Source organism: Blautia coccoides (genome assembly GCF_034355335.1).
Taxonomy (GTDB): Bacteria; Bacillota; Clostridia; order Lachnospirales; family Lachnospiraceae; genus Blautia; species Blautia producta.
Genome location: NZ_CP136422.1, coordinates 5,446,083 through 5,467,849, shown reverse-complemented (window position 1 = coordinate 5,467,849; position 21,767 = coordinate 5,446,083). Strand labels below are relative to the sequence as shown.

At 45.2% G+C, this 21,767-nt stretch carries 16 protein-coding genes and 1 riboswitch; all 16 genes read left to right on the top strand.

Translation table 11 applies throughout. From position 1 onward, the window contains the following. Positions 1 to 450: 450 nt before the first annotated feature. The 16 genes from mobV to BLCOC_RS24520 all read left to right on the top strand — a co-directional run bounded on the left by mobV (position 451) and on the right by BLCOC_RS24520 (position 21,722). Positions 451 to 1,416, top strand: a complete 966-nt coding sequence (mobV, locus tag BLCOC_RS24595) for a MobV family relaxase (RefSeq protein WP_115623662.1) — start codon at positions 451 to 453, stop codon at positions 1,414 to 1,416. Between the two features lie 7 nt (positions 1,417 to 1,423). Further along, on the top strand, positions 1,424 to 1,636 hold the full coding sequence (locus BLCOC_RS24590) for a hypothetical protein (protein WP_115623661.1): 213 nt from the start codon (positions 1,424 to 1,426) through the stop codon (positions 1,634 to 1,636). A 105-nt stretch (positions 1,637 to 1,741) separates the two neighbouring features. Continuing rightward, entirely contained in the window at positions 1,742 to 3,346 is a 1,605-nt protein-coding gene (locus tag BLCOC_RS24585) for a recombinase family protein (protein WP_115623660.1), read from the top strand. Positions 3,347 to 3,425: 79 nt separating this feature from the next. Further along, positions 3,426 to 3,734, top strand: coding sequence for a TnpV protein (locus BLCOC_RS24580; protein ID WP_322255287.1), 309 nt, complete (start codon positions 3,426 to 3,428; stop codon positions 3,732 to 3,734). Then, positions 3,662 to 9,310 (top strand): DEAD/DEAH box helicase family protein, encoded by a 5,649-nt coding sequence (locus tag BLCOC_RS24575; protein WP_242998998.1) that lies wholly within the window; start codon positions 3,662 to 3,664, stop codon positions 9,308 to 9,310. Before BLCOC_RS24580 ends, BLCOC_RS24575 begins: the two co-directional genes overlap by 73 nt. A gap of 578 nt (positions 9,311 to 9,888) precedes the next feature. Beyond that, on the top strand, positions 9,889 to 10,653 hold the full coding sequence (locus tag BLCOC_RS24570) for a reverse transcriptase N-terminal domain-containing protein (protein ID WP_435867663.1): 765 nt from the start codon (positions 9,889 to 9,891) through the stop codon (positions 10,651 to 10,653). Between the two features lie 154 nt (positions 10,654 to 10,807). Beyond that, a complete protein-coding gene (locus BLCOC_RS24565; RefSeq protein ID WP_115622647.1) occupies positions 10,808 to 12,043 on the top strand; it encodes a site-specific integrase in 1,236 nt (411 codons plus the stop codon). Beyond that, positions 12,036 to 13,019, top strand: coding sequence for a tyrosine-type recombinase/integrase (locus BLCOC_RS24560; protein WP_115622646.1), 984 nt, complete (start codon positions 12,036 to 12,038; stop codon positions 13,017 to 13,019). Before BLCOC_RS24565 ends, BLCOC_RS24560 begins: the two co-directional genes overlap by 8 nt. Then, positions 13,000 to 14,010, top strand: coding sequence for a tyrosine-type recombinase/integrase (locus tag BLCOC_RS24555; protein ID WP_115622645.1), 1,011 nt, complete (start codon positions 13,000 to 13,002; stop codon positions 14,008 to 14,010). Before BLCOC_RS24560 ends, BLCOC_RS24555 begins: the two co-directional genes overlap by 20 nt. A gap of 116 nt (positions 14,011 to 14,126) precedes the next feature. Further along, entirely contained in the window at positions 14,127 to 15,074 is a 948-nt protein-coding gene (locus BLCOC_RS24550; RefSeq protein WP_242998997.1) for a group II intron maturase-specific domain-containing protein, read from the top strand. Continuing rightward, the gene (locus BLCOC_RS24545) at positions 15,075 to 16,064 is read left to right on the top strand and encodes a helicase (protein ID WP_165907320.1); all 990 of its coding nucleotides are present in this window, start codon (positions 15,075 to 15,077) and stop codon (positions 16,062 to 16,064) included. 153 nt (positions 16,065 to 16,217) lie between these two features. Continuing rightward, entirely contained in the window at positions 16,218 to 16,628 is a 411-nt protein-coding gene (locus tag BLCOC_RS24540; RefSeq protein ID WP_115623659.1) for a TIGR04076 family protein, read from the top strand. 63 nt (positions 16,629 to 16,691) lie between these two features. Next, entirely contained in the window at positions 16,692 to 17,024 is a 333-nt protein-coding gene (locus tag BLCOC_RS24535) for a DUF3784 domain-containing protein (RefSeq protein ID WP_115623658.1), read from the top strand. Positions 17,025 to 17,160: 136 nt separating this feature from the next. Continuing rightward, the gene (gene srtB / locus BLCOC_RS24530) at positions 17,161 to 17,919 is read left to right on the top strand and encodes a class B sortase (protein WP_115623657.1); all 759 of its coding nucleotides are present in this window, start codon (positions 17,161 to 17,163) and stop codon (positions 17,917 to 17,919) included. Between the two features lie 20 nt (positions 17,920 to 17,939). Beyond that, positions 17,940 to 21,053, top strand: a complete 3,114-nt coding sequence (locus BLCOC_RS24525; protein WP_115623656.1) for a YodL domain-containing protein — start codon at positions 17,940 to 17,942, stop codon at positions 21,051 to 21,053. A gap of 185 nt (positions 21,054 to 21,238) precedes the next feature. Next, positions 21,239 to 21,327: riboswitch (SAM riboswitch) on the top strand. An 89-nt stretch (positions 21,328 to 21,416) separates the two neighbouring features. After that, positions 21,417 to 21,722: a hypothetical protein gene (locus tag BLCOC_RS24520; RefSeq protein WP_115623655.1), complete on the top strand. Its 306-nt coding sequence runs from the start codon at positions 21,417 to 21,419 to the stop codon at positions 21,720 to 21,722. The last annotated feature ends 45 nt before the right edge of the window (positions 21,723 to 21,767 follow it).

Below are 21,767 nucleotides of genomic sequence, written 5' to 3'. Positions count from 1 at the left end.
CATCATGTAGCGGGAAGCGGCAGTTTTCCCAGTGGGTGACAGTCATGACGGTGGTGACGGCGTTTATGGGATACCCCCGCCGCTGTCACCCCTACGGGAGAACACCCCGTAAACGCAAAATGCAGGCGTGGGCATTACGCGCCCTCTTTGGCTCGTAAAGCCACCCCTGCGGTCAGAAAAATCCCCCGATTTTTCCGACTGCGTTTACAGGGTGTAACACACTACACTTTGCCCTGCAAAGAGCCGTGTGCCAGACGTTCCCTCTGGACTCCCTTAAAGCAGGGCATACGCCCTGCCCCATCCTGCGCCTTGCAGCTTCGGATGGAAGAATGTCGGCGTAGCAGTGACAGCTATGCAGACGGCAGGGGGTATCCCATAAACGCCGTCACCACCGTCACAGCCGTCACGCAGCTAAGAGTTTACCCGCCGAAGAAAGGAAGATGATGAACTATGCCCTATGCAATCCTGCGTTTCCAGAAACGCAAAGCAGGCGGCGTTGCGGCTTGTGAACGCCACAACGAGAGGAAGAAAGAAGCCTATAAAAGCAACCCAGACATTGACGTGGGACGCTCCAAAGATAACTACCATCTTGTGAATCCACCCCGTTACACCTACAAAAAAGAGATAAACCGAATGGTAGATGAAGCGGGCTGTAAGGTAAGGAAAGACAGCGTGATGATGGTGGAAACGCTCATCACCGCTTCGCCCGAATTTATGAACAGCTTACCGCCAGAAGAACAAAAAGCCTATTTCCAGACGGCTCTTGACTTCATTTCGGAACGTGTGGGAAAGCAGAATATCCTCTCCGCAGTCGTCCACATGGACGAAAGAACGCCCCATATGCACCTGTGCTTTGTGCCGCTCACGCCCGACAACAAGCTGTCAGCGAAGTCTATCTTAGGCAACCAAAAGAGCCTGTCCGAGTGGCAGACCGCCTACCATGAGCGGATGTCCGCACGGTGGAATCCGCTTGAACGGGGGCAGTCCTCAATGGATACAAAGCGCAAGCACATCCCCACATGGCTCTATAAACTAGGCGGCAGGCTTGATAAACAGTATGAAGAAATCGTGTCTGCCCTCTCCGACATTAACGCCTTTAACGCAGGAAAGAAGCGTGACAAGGCTCTGGAACTGATTGCGGCGTGGCTCCCAGACGTGGAGAAATTCTCTAAGGAAATCGGCAAACAGAGAGCTTATATCGACAGCTTGAAAGAGAGAATCGGGCAGGAATCCGATTATGCGGGGCGTATGCGTGATGAAAAGTACGAACAGGAATTAAAGGTACAGAAAGCCAACCAGAGGATATTTGAGTTGCAGAAAACTAATCAGCAGATGGAACGGTTATTGAAAAAAATACCGCCAGAAGTATTGGAGGAATTGCAGAAATCGAATAAAAACAGGTCAAGAGAAAGGTAGGGATTGAATGGTCAAATTGTTTGACAGGATGATACAGACAGGCATAAAGCCAAAGGAGAAGGGCATACCGCAGGGCTGTTTCATAGAAAAAGACGGTCAGGCATTCTTTGTCTGCGGCAAAGAAATTATCTGTTTTAAAGAGCATTTCAGCGATAAAAAGCAGACCGTGGAAAGGCTTGTAGAGAAAGTCATGCGGCATGAGAGAAAAAAATCTGCATAAATAAATGCCGATGATGATGGAAAAACAGCCTGCCCCATGCTATAATAGATTCATGCAAGCAGTGTATTGTGGCGGGCTGTTTCCAAAGACAGGAGGTTAAAACAAGTGAAACAGCAGCAATACAATACAGCGTTATATATGCGTTTAAGCCGTGATGATGAATTGGAAGGGGAAAGCGCAAGCATTTCCACACAGAAACAAATCCTTAGGGATTACGCAAATGAGCAGGGATTTTTAGTCGTAGACGAGTATGTGGACGACGGATTTTCTGGTACGAATTTCGAGCGACCGAGCTTCAAACGAATGATTGAGGACATAGAGGATGGGAAAATCAATTGCGTTGTCACAAAGGATTTGTCAAGGCTTGGCAGGAACTATATCCTCACAGGGCAGTATACGGAGCTTTATTTCCCAAGTAAGGGCGTAAGGTACATCGCAATCCATGACGGCGTTGACACGATAAGGGAGGACAACGACATCGCCCCATTCAAGAACATCGTCAACGAATGGCAGGCAAAGGAAACGAGCCGCAAGGTAAAAAATGCGATGAAAGCCAAGTTTAAAAATGGGGAATACATCGCCCCTGTCGTGCCAATCGGCTATAAAATTAACCCTGCCGAGAAAAACAGGCTCGTCGTTGACGAGGAAACGAAGTGGATTGTGGAGAAGATTTTCGCGCTTGCGGCGCACGGATACGGGGCGAACAAAATCTGCCGCACCCTTGCCGCCGAGAAAGTCCCGATACCCGCATGGTGGGCGTCGCAGAAAAACGGCTACAAGGCGAACATTTTTGAAGGTCAGCCAGAGGGGAAGAAATACCTCTGGAACATCGTTACCGTAAGCAAAATCCTTCAGAATGAAATCTATCTTGGCAACACCGTACATTACCAGATACAGAAACTCTCCTACAAGTCAAAGAAGAACGTCAGGCGACCGAAAGAGGACTGGATGCGGATTGAGAACACCCATGAGCCATTAGTTGACCGTGAAACATGGGATTTAGTGCAGGGGCATATCAATTCCCGCAAACGCAGCAGAAAGGACGATGAGCCGCAGATATTCGCAGGGCTGCTCAAATGCGGCGAGTGCGGGTGGAGCCTGTCGGCGGCAAACACAAAGAACAAGTCGAGGTATTACCGCTGCACGCAGTATTCCGCACATGGGAAAGAAGCGTGTTCCCTGCATTTCATCACCTACAACCTGCTCTATGCTTTTGTCCTCGGACGGTTACAATACTGGCTGATGGCGGTAAAGGAGAATGAGGACGCCATTCTGGAACGGCTGTTGCAGAGCAGCAAGAAACAGCGGAGGACAGAGAATGCCCGTGACGAAAAAGAACTGAAAAAGGCGCAGAAACGCAGGCAGGAACTGAACAACCTCTTTGCGAAGATGTACGAGGACAGGGTAAAAGGGCTTCTTGACGAAGAAAACTATTCCATGCTCTCCGTCAAATACCGCACGGAGCAGCAACAGCTTGATGAAACGATAAAGACCGTATCCGCAAGGCTTGAGGATGCCAAAGCGGAAACGGACGACGCAAAACGGTGGGTGGACTTAATCCAGAAATACAGTGCCATTGACGAGCTTACCGCTCCTCTTTTGAATGAACTGATTGAGAAAATCGTCGTCCATCAGTGGAGGAAAGACGAGAATGGCAAAAAGGTGTGGGACATTGAGATTTATTACCGTTTTGTCGGAAAGATTGATTAGATACGGAAACTATGGGGAATGTGCCATTTATGGCGGTTCCCCGAAGGATTATCCTTAAGTAAAGTAAAGCGGGGATTATCTGATCCCGGATATCAAACTGGAGGAGACCAGGGGAACCATCGGGAAATACGGGATGATGCGGAAGGAATATCTGAGGAACCACAAGAAAGCCAGATTCAGCATACTGGCACTGCAGAACAGGCTGGACAGACATCTGATGGAAGTGGACAGCGAAGCCAGACAGAAAGTGGAAGACCTGACCATGCAGCTTCTGGAGAAAGACCCGGCACCGGAGAAATCAGCCGACAGCATGGCATGGACCCGTCACATGAACCGGATCCGGGCACAGGCAGAGGAGATGGTGGTTCAGGAGATTATATACAATTAAGCCTGTTCCCCACAGAGGAAGAACAGTTTGGAGAGATCAGGAAAGCGGCAGCTGCACTCACACAGCCAGCCGCTTTTTTTGTTTCGGATGAGATCGTGGATGATGTGCTTCGTACCGGAAGCGGACGGAAGAATACATTATTCCATATCACTGCAAAACTTGTGGAAGGAATTGACCATGAGAAACTGAGAAGTTTTCTCATCCAGGAATATGGTACCGGCGGGAAAGGGTTTGAGTTTTCCGGACAGAAATTCAGCGTCTGGTATGACGGGGACGGTATGCGTTTCCGACGTGGGGAATCCGCAAGACACAATTATGACCGTATGCTTACCTGGGAAGAAGCGGCAAACCGCATTCAGGATATGTATGATGCGGGGACTTATGTTTCCAACGTGATTATGCAAAATTCCATTAAAGTGGAATGTGATGAGCTTTCCAGCCAGCTGGCCCTTCATTTCCGGGATACCGGGGCTATCAGGGGAATATACAGCCATACAGAAACGACCGAAAGGTTCCGTGCAGGTCTGGATGATCCGGAACAGACAAGGGAGTATTACCAGATGCTTGTGGAACTGGAACGGGATATGGAACGTCATCCGGAAAACTATATGAGGTACCAGATCCGGAATAATCCAATATACAAGCAGAGGGTCTATGACCTTGGAAGGTCGCTTGATTGGAGTCGGCAGGAAGAAACCGTAACACCGCCGGAAACAGCTTTTATTACGCAGGATGAGATTGACTCTGTTTTACGGAGGGGTGGAAATGTAGCTGGCGGAAGGAACCGTATCTATGAATTTTTCCTGGAACACCACGATGAAAAAGAAGCAGCCGACTTCTTAAAACATGAGTACGGAGACGGAGGATGCACACCGGGCATCCAGGGAAGCGACCTTTCCGATGAGTGGCATGACGCAAAAGGGATCCGTTTGAGCAAAGGACAGATATCCAACCCAAGCCTGACAACACTGGTCAAGTGGAAACAGGCAGCTTCAAGGACGAGGCAGCTGATCCGGATGGAGGATTTTTTGTCACCGGAAGAGCTGGAAAAATATGAAGAACGGCAGGAAGCCCAGCGGCTTGCTGATATGGAAGAGGTAAAGAAGTCACTGGGAACAAAGGAAGTTCCGGAAGAGGTTGAGAAAGTTGCGGAAGTTCATGCGGAAGAAAATGTGGAAGATAAGCCGGAAGAAAGCGGGCTGCCATTAAGGGCAGAAGATGTGCAGAACCTGGTATTGGTAAACCGCCAGTATTCTTCTGTGAGCAGGACGACGGAGTATGACTTTACCTGTGAGATCCGTGGGGAGCAGGATATCCTGCATTATACGGTGGAATATCACGATGACGGGGAAGGGTTTACTATCCATACGGAAAAAGATGATATTTGGGAGCGGATGTCCGAACCGGAACTGGAACGGCTGGAGATGGTACTGGAACGGGAAGCCCTTTATTTTCAGTATCATGAGGATATTGAAAATGCAGCGAATCTGGAAGAACTCCGGGAAGTCAGCTACAGTATCATGGAAAATGAATCCGTTTATTTCCGTCAAATATCGGAACGTGTCTGGAATGAGTATGGGGAAAAGGAACGTGCATTATCTGTTGAGATACCAGCAGTCAATTTTCATATCACGGATGACCAGCTGGGCTACGGAACAGCAAAAGAAAAATTCAGAGCCAATGTGATGGCGATCCAGGTTCTGAAAAAATGTGAAAGAGAGAACCGTTATGCATCACCAGAGGAGCAGGAAATTCTGTCAAACTATGTTGGCTGGGGAGGATTGCCGGATGCCTTTGATGAAAGCAAAGCCTCCTGGAGTGAGGAGTATCAGGAACTGAAAGATCTGCTTACAAAAGATGAATATGCGGCGGCAAGGGAATCCACGTTGAATGCCCATTATACACAGCCTGTTATCATCGAGAGCATGTATCAGGTGCTTCAGAATCTGGGATTTGAAAAGGGCAACATCCTGGAACCATCCATGGGTGTAGGAAACTTTTTTGGAATGCTTCCGGACAAGTTACAGCAGTCCCAGCTTTATGGAGTGGAACTGGACAGCATCAGCGGCAGGATCGCAAAACTGCTTTATCCGAACGCTGATATCCAGATCAAAGGATTTGAAAAGACCGATTATCCCAATGATTTTTTTGATGTGGCAATCGGAAATGTCCCTTTTGGTTCCTATAAAGTGAATGACCGCCAGTATGACAAGTATCATTTTATGGTCCATGATTATTTCCTTGCAAAGACCATTGACCAGTTACGGCCGCGTGGTGTGGCTGCCCTGATCACAACCAAAGGAACCATGGATAAAGCATCGCCGGAGGTCAGGAAGTATCTTGCAGAGCGGGCAGAGCTTCTAGGGGCGATCCGTCTTCCGAACAATGCTTTTAAGGCGAATGCGGGAACCGAAGTCAGTGCAGACATCCTGTTCTTCCAGAAAAGGGAGAGCATTTCCATGGAAGAGCCGGAATGGGTTAATCTGGGAGAGGATAATAATGGGATTACCATAAACCAGTATTTTATTACCCACCCGGAAATGGTACTTGGAACGATGGCAGAGGTGTCCGGACCATATGGCATGGAGACTGCCTGTCTTCCGCTGGAAGGGGCAGACCTGGCGGAACAGCTGGAAGATGCCGCAGCAAAAATCCATGGAACGATGGTTCCGGCAGTAACGGCAGAAACAGAACTGGATGAGATCATGGAAAGCATTCCTGCGGATCCGGCTGTCCGTAACTACAGTTTTACTGTGGTGGATGACCATATCTATTACCGGGTAAATTCCCTGATGAATCCGGTGAAGCTGCCGGCAGCTACGGCGGAACGTGTAAAGGGTATGGTAGAGATCCGTGAGGTAGTCCGGGACTTGATCGCCCTGCAGATGGAAGAAAATGCAACGGATGAGGCGATACAGGAGCTTCAGGTCAAACTGAATCAGGTCTATGACGCTTATACGGAAAAATATGGGGTCATCGGAAGCAATGCAAACAAACGGGCATTCTCCGATGACTCTTCTTATTGTCTGCTTTGTTCGTTGGAGGATCTTAATGAAGATGGTACATTGAAACGGAAAGCGGATATGTTTACCAAGCGGACGATTAAGAAAGCAGTGGCTGTGACCAGTGTTGAAACTGCGGCGGAAGCCCTGACGATTTCCCTGAATGAAAAAGCAAGGGTTGATCTTCCTTATATGGCAGGGCTGACAGGTAAGACGGAAGAGAAAGTTGCAGAAGAACTGACAGGAGTAATCTTTCGGGATCCGGTCAATGGACAGTGGGAGACTGCGGATGAATATCTATCCGGTAATGTCCGGGAGAAACTGAAAACGGCAAAAATCTTTGCAGAAAACCACCCGGAATTTACCAGCAATGTAAATGCCCTTAAGCAGGTGCAGCCGGTAGACCTGGATGCATCAGAGATTGAAGTCCGGATCGGTGCCACATGGATCGCCCCGGAAATATACCGGGATTTTATGGAAGAACTATTTGATACCCCGGGTTATCTGGTCGGAAGGGTAATTGATATCCGGTATTCGGAAGCCAGCGGTGCATGGAATATCAGCGGTAAAAATGCGGACAGTGACCGGAATGTGCTGACCACAGCAACGTATGGTACCAGCAGGATCAATGCCTATAAGATTCTGGAAGAAACCCTGAATTTAAAAGATGTACGGATCTATGACACAAAGCTGGATGCAGAGGGAAATGAAATCCGTGTGTTGAATAAAAAAGAAACGATGCTGGCAACCCAGAAACAGGATGCAATCAAGGAAGCATTTAAGGACTGGATCTTCAGGGACCAGGAACGGAGGGAAAAACTGTGCCGGATTTATAATGAACGTTTCAATTCCATCCGTCCCAGGGAATACGATGGCAGCCATCTGACCTTTCCGGGAATGAATCCGGAAATAGAGCTTCGTCCGCACCAGAAAAATGCCGTTGCCCATCAGCTTTATGGGGATAATGTCCTGCTTGCCCATGTAGTGGGAAGCGGAAAGACCTATGAGATGGTAGCCGCTGCTATGGAGAGCAAACGTCTTGGCATTGCCCAGAAAAGCCTTTTTGTAGTTCCCAACCACCTTACGGAGCAATGGGGCGCTGAATTTCTACAGCTCTATCCGGGAGCCAATATCCTGGTGGCAACGAAAAAAGATTTTGAACCGGCAAACCGTAAAAAGTTCTGTGCCAGAATCGCAATGGGCAGCTATGATGCAGTGATCATCGGGCATTCCCAGTTTGAGAGGATCCCCTTATCGGAAGAACGCCAGAAAAAGATCATCGAAGAGCAGATTGAAGAACTGGAAGCCGGAATTCAGCAGGCAAAGCTGGAAACTGATGGCAGCCGTTTTACGGTAAAACAGCTGGAAAAGACCAAAAAGAGTCTCAGGAGGCGTCTGGAAAAGCTGGAGAACAAAGAGAAAAAGGATGATGTGGTAACGTTTGAAGAACTGGGGATAGACCGTCTGTATGTGGATGAAGCCCATTATTACAAAAATGCATTCCTTTACACAAAAATGAGGAATGTGGCAGGCATTGCCCAGAATGAAGCACAGAAATCGGCAGATATGTTCAACAAATGCCAGTATCTGGATGAGATCACCGGCGGGAAAGGTATTACATTCGCTACAGGCACACCGGTCAGCAACAGCATGACGGAACTTTATACCATGCAGCGTTACCTGCAGTATGGCAAACTGAACCGGATGGGACTGGGACATTTTGATTCCTGGGCTTCCACCTTTGGTGAGGTTGTGACCAGTATCGAACTGGCTCCGGAAGGTACCGGATACCGGGCAAAATCCAGATTTGCCAGGTTTTACAATATCCCGGAACTGATGAGCATGTTCAAAGAGATTGCTGACATTAAGACGGCAGACCAGCTGGAACTTCCGGTGCCGGAAGCGGAATATGAAACGGTGGTGTTAAAACCATCTGAACATCAGAAAGAGATCGTGGAGAGCCTTGGAGAACGTGCAGAGGTGATACGGGACGGAGGTGTGGATTCCTCAGTTGACAATATGCTGAAAGTGACCAATGATGGAAGGAAGCTGGCACTGGATCAGCGTCTTGTTAATCCATTGCTTCCGGATGATGAGGATAGTAAAATCTGTGCCTGTGTGGAAAAGAGCTTTGCTATCTGGAAAGAGACCGCATCAAAACGGTCAGCCCAGCTCATTTTTTGCGACCTCAGCACACCGAAAGGGGATGGGACATTCAATGTTTATGACGATTTAAAAATGAAACTTATGGCAAAAGGAGTACCGGAAGCAGAGATTGCTTTTATCCATGATGCCAATACGGAAGTGAAGAAAACGGAGCTGTTCAGTAAAGTAAAATCCGGACAGGTTCGTTTTTTACTGGGCTCTACCGCTAAAATGGGTGCCGGTACCAACGTGCAGGACCGTCTGATTGCCCTGCATCATCTGGATGTAGGCTGGAAGCCTTCTGACCTGGAACAAAGGGAAGGGCGTATCATCCGTCAGGGCAATAGGAACAAAAAAGTGCATATCTATCGGTATGTGACGGAAGCAACCTTCGACAGTTACATGTGGGTGCGACACGAAGTCGCTTAATTTAACTGTTTGGCGGTAACCCCGACCAAACCATCCATTCCGTTGGATGAAGCCAATATCCCCGGCTTTGCCAGTAATGGAATTGTTCGGAAGCGGATATAAACGGAACCCTATTTGGAGCTAATCCCGTGAGGGAGAAGCAAAACTGCCAGCTACAAGGCGGTTAGGGTGCAGGCTTTCTGATAGCATGGTTAATTAACTGAATCACCGTAAGCTTCGTTAAGGCTGAACAAGCCAAAGTAGCTGACAGGCTTGAACCAAAAGGTGTGCAGTTGGATATTCCTCTCCACGATAGGAATACGCGGACATAAGACTGCCGGAGTAGAGGTGGAACCTAAACTATCAATGATTGTTGATTAAGTGGAACGTGTCAAGCCCGTATTCTCGCCTGCAAAGGCAAGTGGACCGTAAGGGAAGCCGTTGGGAATGCGGGTAAAGGATTGCGGAGGAAGCGAATGCCGACCTTATAATGAGGATGGATAGGGGTTCAAAATTTGCCCCACCCGAAAGGGGAGCAGAATTCCGCATGGTGCTTAATTACGAGAGAGTTTATAGAATTTTTGAAAGGAGTAAGGCAAATGAACATGAAAATGTGTGCGACTTCTGACGTTGCAAAGGCATGGGGCAGCATCGACTGGAACAAAGCGAATGCATACGTTAAAAAACTGCAAATGCGTATCGTAAAGGCTCATCAACAGGGCAGAACCGGCAAAGTAAAGTCTTTGCAATGGCTGCTTACACATTCTTTCTACGGACGTGCTTTAGCTGTAAAAAGAGTAACGAGTAATAAAGGCAAAAAGACAGCAGGTGTAGACAAAATCTTATGGTCTACTCCCAAACTGAAATATGAAGCAATTCTCAGTTTAAAACGAAGAGGCTACAAACCATTACCGTTAAAGAGGGTATATATCCCGAAAAAGAACGGAAAAATGAGGCCGCTCAGTATCCCATGTATGAAGGATAGAGCGATGCAGACATTGTACAAATTTGCACTGGAACCGATTGCGGAAGTCACTGCTGACCCTAACTCCTATGGCTTTAGAGCAAAGAGATGTGTCCAGGATGCAATCGAACAGTGTTTTACCTGTCTGAATAAAGCAAAATCCCCTAAATGGGTGCTGGAAGGAGATATTAAAGGCTGTTTTGATAATATCAGTCACGAATGGATACTGAACCATATCCCAATGGACAGAGATATTCTGCGTAAATGGTTAAAGAGTGGGTACGTTGAGACCGGAAGATTATTTCTGACAGACCTCGGCAGCCCACAGGGTTCGTTATGTGGAGATCCACATAACGAACCTTATGCGGACACTTTCATTATGCTGAGTCGGCCAGCATAAATGCACTGTTTCCGGCATTTTCGTATAAATCACTCCGCATAATACTGCTTTCAACCTTTTAGTATGCAGGATAAATCCGTTCACTATAAGACTGATAATCGATTGGCTTTTTTGCTATGCTCTACCTATCAACTAACAGGAAGGAGAAGCAGCCATGACAATACAAGAGATCACGGACGGATTAAAAAATCTTTTGTTAGACAACCACTATAATCCAGTTACCGTCCAGTTTTATGAACGTGAATGGAAGAAGATCCAATCGTTTCTGCTGACAGAATACGGAGATGAAGTCTTCGATATGGAACGGGGGCTGGCTTATCTGGAAAAACAGTATGGATTCCAGACCAGATATAATGACGGAACCCTTTCACAGCAGCGGGTACAGATCCTGAGAGTCGTACATATGCTGGAAGATTACCGTCTCCACCAGGTACTGACCCGGAGATACTATGCCTCGAAAAATCCGATCCGGCTGAATCCGTATTACGCTGGTATTCATACTGGCTATTGCAATGCGCTTTTAAATTCAGGGCTCTCGAAAAGCACGATCGGTCATTATACGTCAATCTCTATGGTATTTATGGATTACCTTTCACAAAAAGGAATACGATCAGTCAGTGCTGTCTGTCTGGATACCTGCAATGGATATCTCAGGACATTAGCTGGATACAGTTTTAAAACAGTGGAGCAGAATGTCTGTGCGATACGCCACTTCCTCCGCTATCTCCAGGGAACTGGAATGGTTTCCGCAGACCTGGCTTCAGAGATACATATGCCAACGGTATCCAAAAAGTCAAAGATACCATCTGTCTGGACAACAGAGGAACTGCAGGAGTTGCTGCATGCAGTTGACCGTTCCAGTCCGATCGGGAAAAGAGATTACGCCATGATCCTGCTGGCATGTATTCTTGGGCTGAGGGTCAGCGATATCAAAAATCTCCGGTTTGGCAACTTCGACTGGAGCAATAAAAAACTCTCCATTATCCAGCATAAAACACATAAGCCGCTTTCCCTCCCTATACCGGATGCAGTAGGCTGGGCGGTCATTGATTATATTAAAAACGGACGTCCGAAGTATTATGATACGGATGTGGTTTTTGTAAAGCATATGCCGCCTTTTGACCCGCTTTCGGATAACGATCATCTGGAAAACCGGATTATCTTCCATATGCGCAAAGCAGGCATCCGCAGGGATAAGGACCGTCATTCGGGATTCCACTCCCTGCGTCACTGTGCAGGTTCCATGCTTCTGGAGATGGAAACACCACTCCCCGTTATTACTTCGATCATGGGCCATTCCGATACAGATGTAACAGGCATCTACCTGAAGACGGATCTGAAAAAGCTTTCGGAGTGTGTCCTGACTCCACCGGTGAACGCCTATGGGTGATTCGGGATTCAACAGCGTTTTCCGGGATGAATTCTGTGGACTGATCACTTTAAAACAGTCCCTGGGATTCAAATATGAAGCAGAGACTGCCGCATTCCGCAGGATCGATACGTTTTTCTGCCAACATCAGCTTACTGAAAAGAGGATTTCCCAGGATCTCTGTGATCATTGGTGTCAGAAACGCAGCTACGAAAGTGCAGCGAATCATGCCCACAGGATCAGCAGCCTCCGTGTATTCTGCAAATATCTCAACAGCGTGGGGATACCTGCATATATACCTCCTCATGGACTGACAAGGCATCCGGAGAAATATGACGCACATATCTACACCCCGGACGAGCTGGAACGCTTTTTTACTGCGGTTGATGCCAGCCAGTCTGTACCATCCGAGTGCCCCTACCGGGCCCTTGTCATGCCGGTGTTTTTTCGGATCCTTTATACAAGTGGAATGAGGGTATCCGAGCTGCGACTGGCAAAGATCCAGGACGTAGACCTCGCAAATGGCTATATCCGGGTCCTTTCGGGAAAAAACCAGAAGGACCGGCTCGTACCGATCCATCCGGATCTTGTTTCCAGATGTGTGGAACTGAAGGATCAGATCCACAGCAGCTCACCGGAGGATGAATTCTTTTTTCTGGTGCGGCCCGGGCGTGAAATGACACTGCAGAACCTGTACCATAACTTCCGGCGGTATCTGGACAAAGCTAGGATCTCTCATACAGGACGTGGTCCCCGCATCCATGACTTCCGGCATACTTACTGTGTGAACCTTCTCTTAAAGTGGTCAAAAGAAGGGAAAGACCTGCTGGCGTATCTTCCTTACATGCGTACCATGCTTGGGCACGAAAGTTTTGAAGAGACCGCTTATTATCTGAAACTGACGTCTGCAGCATTCCCGTTTGTTCGAGAACATCTGGAAGCGGCCTTTCCGGATATCATCCAGGAGGTGGCGTTCTATGAACACGAATTCTACTGATTTTGCCCAACTGGTCACAGGGTTCCTGACAGATTTCCTGCCGTTGCAGAGAAACTATTCCAGGAATACGGTTCTCAGCTATAAAGATGCCTTAAAGCTGTTTGCTGTTTTTCTGACCGAATACAAAAAGATCCGGCTTACAGATTTCACTATGCAAAGCTTTGACCGCGTTCTCATCATAGAGTATCTTGAATGGCTGAGAAACAGGGGATGCAGTGTTTCCACAGCGAATCAACGGCTGGCAGCTATCAAATCTTTTTCTGAGTATGCTGGTGTGCGGTGTTTGGAATACCTTGCGCCACTGCAGCTTGTGCAGGGAATCAAATCCCAAAAAGCCGCAATGCGTGAGATTGCTTTCCTGTCACCTGATCAGATCCGGGAGTTGATCAACTATCCGGATATCAATACGGAAAATGGACTGCGTCACCGGGTGATCCTGACACTTCTTTATGACAGCGGGTGTCGTGTGCAGGAACTCTGTGATATGGCGATCCGGGATATCCAGACTGGGGACAATCCCACAGTGCGTCTCCATGGTAAAGGGAATAAATACCGTACAGTAGCGATTGCCCGTAATACAGCAAAACTGGTTTCTGAATACATCAAACGACAGCGAAGGAATATTTCAACCGATCAGCCTTTGGTTGTCAACCAGAGACAGGCAAAGTTGAGCCGTGACGGAGTCAACTATATCATTCGGAAGTATGTACATGAAATCCGGAGTAAGGATCAATCTTTTCCAGAAATCCATGCACACGGTTTCCGGCACAGCAAAGCAATGCACATGTTGGAAGCCGGGATCAACATCGTTTACATCCGGGACTTCCTTGGCCATGAGGATATTTCCACCACAATGGTCTATATCAGGGCAGACAACCGTTTGAAAACAGAAGCAGTCAATAAACTTGCTCCGAAAGTAACCGGTGAAGCAGAATTCCCGGATTGGACGAAAGATACGGATCTCATGTCATTCCTGAATTCATTTAAGTGACGTATTATGCTGAGTCAAAAAGGTATAAATGCTGTTACTATGCGGTGTTTTGCCACTGACTCGGCATAATCACTCGCTTCGCATAAGGTTCGGCTATTTCACCAACTATCTGCAACATGGTGTTGGATGGTCTGGAAATCCAGATTAGGAAGAAATACCACAAAACTAAAAGGGATGGAAAAGCATATTTTCCAAAAGTGAACTTTATACGTTATGCTGACGATTTCATCGTCACAGGCGAAAGCAGAGAGCTTTTGGAAGCGGGTGTTCTCCCGATTATCCGGAAATTTTTATCAGAGAGAGGGTTGGAACTGTCAGAAGAAAAGACAGCGATTACCCATATCGAAGATGGTTTTGATTTTCTCGGATGTAATATACGGTGGTACAAAGACAAGCTTCTTACAAAACCATCCAAAAAGAACTATAAAGCCATTGTGAATAAGATACGGGGGATCATAAAGCAAAATCCATCTATGAAGCAGGAAGATTTGATAAGAAAGTTAAATCCGGTCATCAGAGGATGGGTGAATTTCCAAAAGTATAATGTCTCCTCGCAGGCGTTTGACAGGTTTGATTTCGATGTATGGAGATGTCTGTGGAGATGGTGCAAACGTAGGCATCCGAAGAAAAGCCACAAATGGATAGCTAAGAAATATTTCAGAAAAGTTGGCACAAGGAACTGGACATTCAGTGTAAATATGGCAGACTCATTTGAATTACATCTGATATATGCTACTGATACTAAAATAATAAGGTGGCTGAAAACAAAATCAGAAGCGACACCATTTGACGAGCGTTTCACAGAATATTTTGAGGACAGAGACACAAAGAGAATGCTTCGAGAAATCAATGGAAGAAAGAAATTAAATGCACTGTACAAAATGCAGAAAGGCATTTGTCCGCATTGTGGTGAACCTATCACAGTGGAACGGGGATTTCGAATCCATACGGAAGTGGGAGCAGATTTTAAAGAAAAGAATGTTTTATTACATGCTGATTGCCACAGAGAACTTCATTACTCGAAAAATGTTGATGAACTGGTTCTGCTAACGCAGGGCTTATAAGTGCTTGAGCCGTGTGAGGGGAAACTCTCACGCACGGTTCTTAGAGGGGAAGGCGGTAGTAATACCGCTGACCTACTCGACCAGCTGATCGAAAGCAAGCAGAAATTCATTTCCCAGATCATGACCAGCAAATCACCGGTACGAAGCTGCGAGGATGTGGACGATACGGCATTGTCCTATGCGGAAGTAAAAGCCCTGGCAACAGGGAATCCGGCAATCAAGGAAAAAATGGCACTGGATGTGGAAGTATCGAAGCTGAAACTGCTGAAAGCGAATTTTGTGAGCAACCATTACCGGCTGGAAGATGATATTGCAAAGAATTTCCCACAGCAGATAGCAGTACTTAAGGAAAGCATCGAAGGATACAAAGCGGATCTGGAAAAGTATCAGGCAAATAAGATCACGGATCCGGAGAAATTTGTGATGGAAGTCGGTGGCACGGTATTTTATGAGAAAAAAGAGGCAGGAGCAGCCCTTCTTGCTGTCTGCCAGTCCATGAAACAGGCAGATGCCATGATCAATGTCGGACAGTATCAGGGGTTCTCCATCCGCTTAAAGTTTGATTCCTGGAACAAGGAATTTATCCTTTCCCTGAAAAATGAAAATGTATATCGTGTCAGCCTTGGTTCCGATGAAAATGGTAATATCATCAGGATCAATAACGCATTGGAAGCAATTCCACAAAAGCTGGCAGAAGCAGAGCGAAAGCTTGAGACAGTGCAGGGACAACTGAAAAATGCGATGGAAGAGGTAAAAAAAACGTTCCCGAAAGAGGAAGAACTGAACCAGAAACTGGAACGTCTCTCGGAACTGAATGCCTTGCTGAACATGGATGAAAAGGAAGCTGTGATGGAGGGGGAAGGAGAGCAGGACGAGGAGAAAGAAGAACATCAGTCTCTTCATGACAGAATTACTGCCATCAAGCAGAACAGTCAGAGACAGGATGGAAAAGAGCCTGCAATGAGAACGACGGAAGCGTGTATCGGATAGTCTTTCGTATATACAACAGGAGAAAAATGTTGTAGAATAGGGGCATGGGGTTATGCCCCTTTAAATGAACAAATCGTTGTTTGGCGATTTGGTAAATCCCGATAAATTTATTTTATAGGGAACAGAAACTTTGAAGTTTATGGAGGTAATCCAGTGAAACATGAATGCAAGATAACTGTATTAGAGACAAAAGTATTTCCAGATTTACAAGAAAAATATTTGGCAGATCCGAAGTCGGGTCCATGTCCCTGTTTCAAAGAGGGAGATACATTCCTTTTAAAGAGGACACCAGAAAGGGACGATTTCTATCATTTGATGAATGGCAGATTTTGCGGTGAAGCATGGGATGCTATCAGTAGATATGTGTATACGGCATTGCAAGGTGGCTCCATCATGCACAAATGGACAAACGATGAGAGAATGATGATTACTTGCTGTAACGATGGAACAAGACCTGTTATTTTTAAGATTGAAAGAATTGATATTCCAGAAAACGAGGAAGAAAAGCAGTGGTTGGAAAAGCAAAATTTTAAGAATACTGCGGATGATGCTTATACGGGTTAACAACTTCTAGCTTTTTTAAGAGTTTAAGGAAACGTATTATTTGAATTTTGGGAGGGTAAGGTTATGACACTTAAAGATATAAGTAACGGTTCAGACTGGATAATGTGGGTGGTATTTTTTATTTTAGCTTTAATGAGTATAGTATTACTTACTGGTCGTGGTGCAGGTCTAATTGCAGGATATAATACAGCAAGTAAATCAGAAAAAAGCAAATATGATGAAAAGAAAATATGTAGAGTCACAGGAGCAGGAATGTCTGTGATAACTGTTTTAGTTCTTGTAATGGCGATATGGGAAGAAATTATGCCAGCCGTATTTGCATACATTTTTCTTGCAATTACGTTAATTGATTGTGTAGTTATGATTGTATTGATGAATACTGTTTGTAAGAGATAAATTTCAGTTTTTAGAGCTGAATCAACATTTAATGACGATGGAACTAAAAGTAAATAAATTCATTTATGTTTTATAACCGATATACACCGGCAGTGAAATACCTGCCGGTTTTTTCATGCCCGGAAGGAGGAACTATGTGAAGAGAACAGAAAAAGTATTGTTGATGGTGTTTCTGGTGATTTCGGTGATATGCGGGAAATTCCTCTTGGATTACTGGCAGGATTCTTATGATAACAGAAAGAATTACCGGGAGGTGGAAGAGATTGCATTTCCGGAAAAGACTACAGAGGAAGACGAGACAGAACCAAATGCAGATAATCCAATGACAGAGATAAATGACTTTGATTATCGGGCATTGTTGGATGAAAATGCAGATTGCATCGGTTGGCTGAAGATTGCTGATACCGATATCAGTTATCCGGTCGTGCAGGGTAAAGATAATGAGTTTTATCTCCACCACGATTTTCAAAAGAATTATGCCATCTGTGGGACACTGATGCTGGACTGCCGGAATGATATTGATGCTATGCAGGAGCATTTAATTATTTATGGTCATCAAATGAAAGATGGCAGTATGTTCAAACAATTAAATGGGTATAAAAAAGAAGAGTTTTATCATGAGCATAAGGGGATTACGTTATATTTAAAAAACCAGAAATATCAGTATGAAGTGGCTGCTGTGTATGTGACGAATGTGGCACAAAGCGGCGGTTATTATGATTATTTACACAAAGAAACACGAAAACAACAGATGGAGTATTTACAGAAAATGGCAGCTTATCAGCTTTATCCGACGGGGGTTACCGTCAGTGAGGATGATGAGCTGCTTTCTTTATCTACCTGTGAATATTCCAGCACCAACGGCAGGCTAATTGTACTTGCCAGAAGAATTTGACGATAGGGAGGAAAATGCGTATGGCAATGAACAGGATTATGACAATGGCAGAAAAAGAAATTCGGGACTATGCCCAGAGACAGATGGAGCGGGCAGAACAGCGGGAAAATATTGTGTTTACGGAGAAACAGAAAGAACAGGTTTTGGAGTATGCCGCTATGACCGGTGATGATTATGCTATCAGAAAAATGGTCAGAAACCTTGCAGACGCTGTCCGTTCCTCGGATGAAGAGAAGGTGGATGAAATACTGTGGGATGCTAGAGCGATAATAGATGCTTTTCCGGATCGTTCTGTAGGTATGGCAGAGCTAAAGGGATATGGCTATACCGCAGATGATATGCTTCCTCTTCGTCAGGAGATGGCGTTGGAGCTTCATCGTGTCGGGGAAAAGGTATACTGCCTGCAGTCAGATGGCTCCCATGGGGACTATGCCATCAGGGAGATGATATTGGAACATGAAGGTCTCTATGGAATTGAAAAAGATGCTTGGCAGCGTATGCAGGAGCAGGAGGATGAAATAGATTTTGAGGAAGTTGGATTGTATCAGCCTCTAATGATAGATCTTGATAGAGACGAAGCATTAAGGATGTTCAATGCGGGGGAGACAGTATTTCTGATTACCACCTATCCAAGACCGATTGCGGTGCGGGAACGGATGGAGATTGAAAGAGGACCGGAGCATTATCAGATGGAGAGAGAGGATGTGGAACGGATCAGGACGTTGGAAAAACGGATGCAGGAGTATCCACAGATAAAGTCACTGAAAGAGGCGAAACTTCTTCTGGGGACAGAAAACAGATATGGAATATACCAGATCACAGACGACAGTCCCGGCAGAGAATATGAATTTATGGATCTGAATTTTATTGAAAGGCATGGATACCAGGTGAAAAAAGAGGACTATGAGCTAATCTATTCCGATAAAATGTTTTATGGCGATACGTTGGATTCTCTGTATGAGAAATTCAATATTGCCCATCCGGCGGATTATACCGGGCATTCCTTATCGGTAAGTGATATTGTAGTCCTCAATGAAAATGGAAATGTAAAAGCATATTTTGTAGACAGTATCAGCTTCCGTGAATTGCCGGATTTCCTGCAATTGGAGCCGGAACTGAATCAGGAAGAATTGGCTTACCGAATCGGGGATCAATACTTTGCTATTCAGGTGGCAACGGAGGGGTATGATTATTCCTTTTACGATACGGAGTATAAACTCATGGACGGAGGGCTCTTGGACAATCCGGATATTTCTATGAGAGAGGCTGTTCAGGATATTTTAGAGGATGAAGGTCTGGTTCAGTTAGAACGGATACCGATGGAGTATGATGAACTGCTGGAAAAAGTAGAAAACGTAGAGGCAGAGATCCTTCAGGAAGCAAGAAGCCAGAGAAAGCGTGTGCCGGTTATTTCGGATCATACGGAAACGGAAGCCGGATTAAATGGAACGAGCCGTTCAGAAATCGAAGAAACTGTATGGGCGATTGCACAGGCAGAGATTATTGAAAATGACCTGGATGCCAGGATACAGGCCGTGCGTGTGTATGGAAGTCGAACAAGGGATGGGCTATACAATGAGGATTCGGATTTGGATGTGGTAATTGCTTATGAGGGAACTGTCCGTGAGGATGATTTATTTTCCGTGTTGAATGAAGCTGGGTATAAGGTCGGAAATATGAAAGTGGATATGAATCCGATCAGACCGGACAAAACTGGTACGTTAGAAGATTTTCTTGAAAAATCCGAACGGTATCTGGATGAAAAAACGGAGCAGATGAAAGCCAAAGGGGAGTACAAACCATTGGCGAAAGTAGAAGAGCTGGAGGAGGCAAATTACAATATGATCGATAATGTCCTGAACAATATGCCTCTGAAGAAAGAGCCTTATCTGGAATACTATGCTGCAGAATGTGATGAATACCATAGCCTTGGGAAAATATATAAGAGTACTAATCTGGATGAAATAGTTGCAAAATACCGGGAAATCATTGATGACCCAACATTAAGTTATTATGGAAACGGTATGGGAATTATCTACCGTGACCCGAATGATACTTTTTATGATGAGGCGGAGGTATCTCTGGTCAGCCGGAAAACGATCCGGGGAGACAACCTGGATGATGTGGCATTTCTGGCAGCACTTCCATTGGTACATGAGGCATTGGAAAAGATCGTAGAGGCGTTTCCGGATTTTCGATATTATCCCCCGAAGGAATTGAATGTCCATTATTATCCGGAGAAAATGACTGCGGATGAACTGGCTGCAGCACTGGATCAATTAGCGGAAGATTTTGACTTTTATAATTATCATGACAATTTTAGCCCGGAGGAAGATATGGTGGAAACTGTCGCATTGGAATTAAGATGTGGCTATGCCCATAAGTACATTCCGTTTTTGAAAGATATTGTAGATGAGGAATGTGGGGAGTCTTCACGGGCAGAAGAACTTCTGGAGAAACTGAAAGCCTATCAGCCTGAGATACCGGAGACAGCAGTACCGGTTGTCCGCATCAATTTCTGTGAGGATAAGGAAATGAACATTTCCGGTTATCAGAATCTGGGAAGTCTGGATGAAATAACAGCCAAAATGGATGAAGATCTGTCTTCAAAAGCGGACCCTAAGACAGGAATGCCGGAGAAAACAGTTCAGATGTATTTTACGATTTATTATCCGGATCATAACCAGATGCAGGAATTAAAAGGAAAAATCAATATCGGAGATGGAAACGGAGGTATTGTAAGCCAGTTGAAGAACCAGAATGAAATGAAGCTGCATGATGAAAGCTGGCTGAATTACCAGAAAGCAAAGGGTGAAGAATCCTTTCAGGCATATATGGCGGATCTTACAGATATGCAGGAGCATGTGCTGCCGTATTTGCAGAGTTTTTGCAGTCTGGAAGAGAAGACATTAGAAAAAGTAGAAGGAGCAGTTAAAGCATCTGTAACTGGAGAAAAGAAGTCACCTGAAAGAGCAATGTCCGATAAGGGAGCCCTAAAACAGGGCTCCCTTTTAGAAAACAAAAAAACAATGAAGAAAAAGAAATCCATTCATGAGCGATTGAAAATCAATAAGGAGATTATTGCAAAACAGCAGGGAAAAGATAGCAAAGCGAAAGGGGTTGAGCTTGCATGAGCATGTAGAATATAAAGAAACCTTGTCACATAAATATGAGAGAGATTACCATTGGTTGGGTAGTCTCTTTTTTTATTGAAATATAATCTCTTTATTTATGGTTAATTAGTTATTGAAAGTAATTTAACGTAACTGCTTGATAAAAAATAATTGACTTGTCTCATTTATTGGGTTAGAATTAAACAAACCTATAGAGAGTGCGTGAGAGACAAGCTCGTTGACCGCACAGCAACCTGCTTTGAAAGGTAAGGTGCTAATGCTTGACCGATGGGGATTATATTCGATTTTTTGTATCACCCTCGGTATCGATGGGTGTTATTTTTTGCCTCTTTTTAGGTTAAATCTATATTTTGGAGGTAAAGAATGAATACGATCACAGAATTAAGTAAAATGGATGGACGAGTGTATGTGTATTTAAGAAATGAAACTGTTGCCAAGAAGTTTCTTTTAGATGCTGAGGCAGAGGGTTTTTCTTTTGGTGATGGTGAAAAACCAACAAGTAAGACGATTAGTGATTTATATGTAGTAAATCGGGATTGGTCGTTGAATTATGTTGGATTTATTGGTCATATAGCATACAAGTCAGCGAAAACAGTTGGAAAGTCGGAGCTGATTAGGGTGGATTATGAGAAGTATGTTTTGGGATTTAGTGATTTTATTATTCAGTAACACAAGATGATTCTGTAAAATAGGGTACGTGTTATTAAGCGTTAA

What these genes read in the sequence shown, in the direction of transcription:
- BLCOC_RS24535 (WP_115623658.1), top strand. Translation starts at nt 16,692, where the DNA reads ATGACACTTAAAGATATAAGTAACGGTTCAGACTGGATAATGTGGGTG.
- mobV (WP_115623662.1), top strand. Translation starts at nt 451, where the DNA reads ATGCCCTATGCAATCCTGCGTTTCCAGAAACGCAAAGCAGGCGGCGTT.
- BLCOC_RS24525 (WP_115623656.1), top strand. Translation starts at nt 17,940, where the DNA reads ATGGCAATGAACAGGATTATGACAATGGCAGAAAAAGAAATTCGGGAC.
- BLCOC_RS24555 (WP_115622645.1), top strand. Translation starts at nt 13,000, where the DNA reads ATGAACACGAATTCTACTGATTTTGCCCAACTGGTCACAGGGTTCCTG.
- BLCOC_RS24570 (WP_435867663.1), top strand. Translation starts at nt 9,889, where the DNA reads ATGAACATGAAAATGTGTGCGACTTCTGACGTTGCAAAGGCATGGGGC.
- BLCOC_RS24575 (WP_242998998.1), top strand. Translation starts at nt 3,662, where the DNA reads ATGGACCCGTCACATGAACCGGATCCGGGCACAGGCAGAGGAGATGGT.
- BLCOC_RS24565 (WP_115622647.1), top strand. Translation starts at nt 10,808, where the DNA reads ATGACAATACAAGAGATCACGGACGGATTAAAAAATCTTTTGTTAGAC.
- BLCOC_RS24520 (WP_115623655.1), top strand. Translation starts at nt 21,417, where the DNA reads ATGAATACGATCACAGAATTAAGTAAAATGGATGGACGAGTGTATGTG.
- BLCOC_RS24560 (WP_115622646.1), top strand. Translation starts at nt 12,036, where the DNA reads ATGGGTGATTCGGGATTCAACAGCGTTTTCCGGGATGAATTCTGTGGA.
- BLCOC_RS24550 (WP_242998997.1), top strand. Translation starts at nt 14,127, where the DNA reads ATGGTGTTGGATGGTCTGGAAATCCAGATTAGGAAGAAATACCACAAA.
- BLCOC_RS24590 (WP_115623661.1), top strand. Translation starts at nt 1,424, where the DNA reads ATGGTCAAATTGTTTGACAGGATGATACAGACAGGCATAAAGCCAAAG.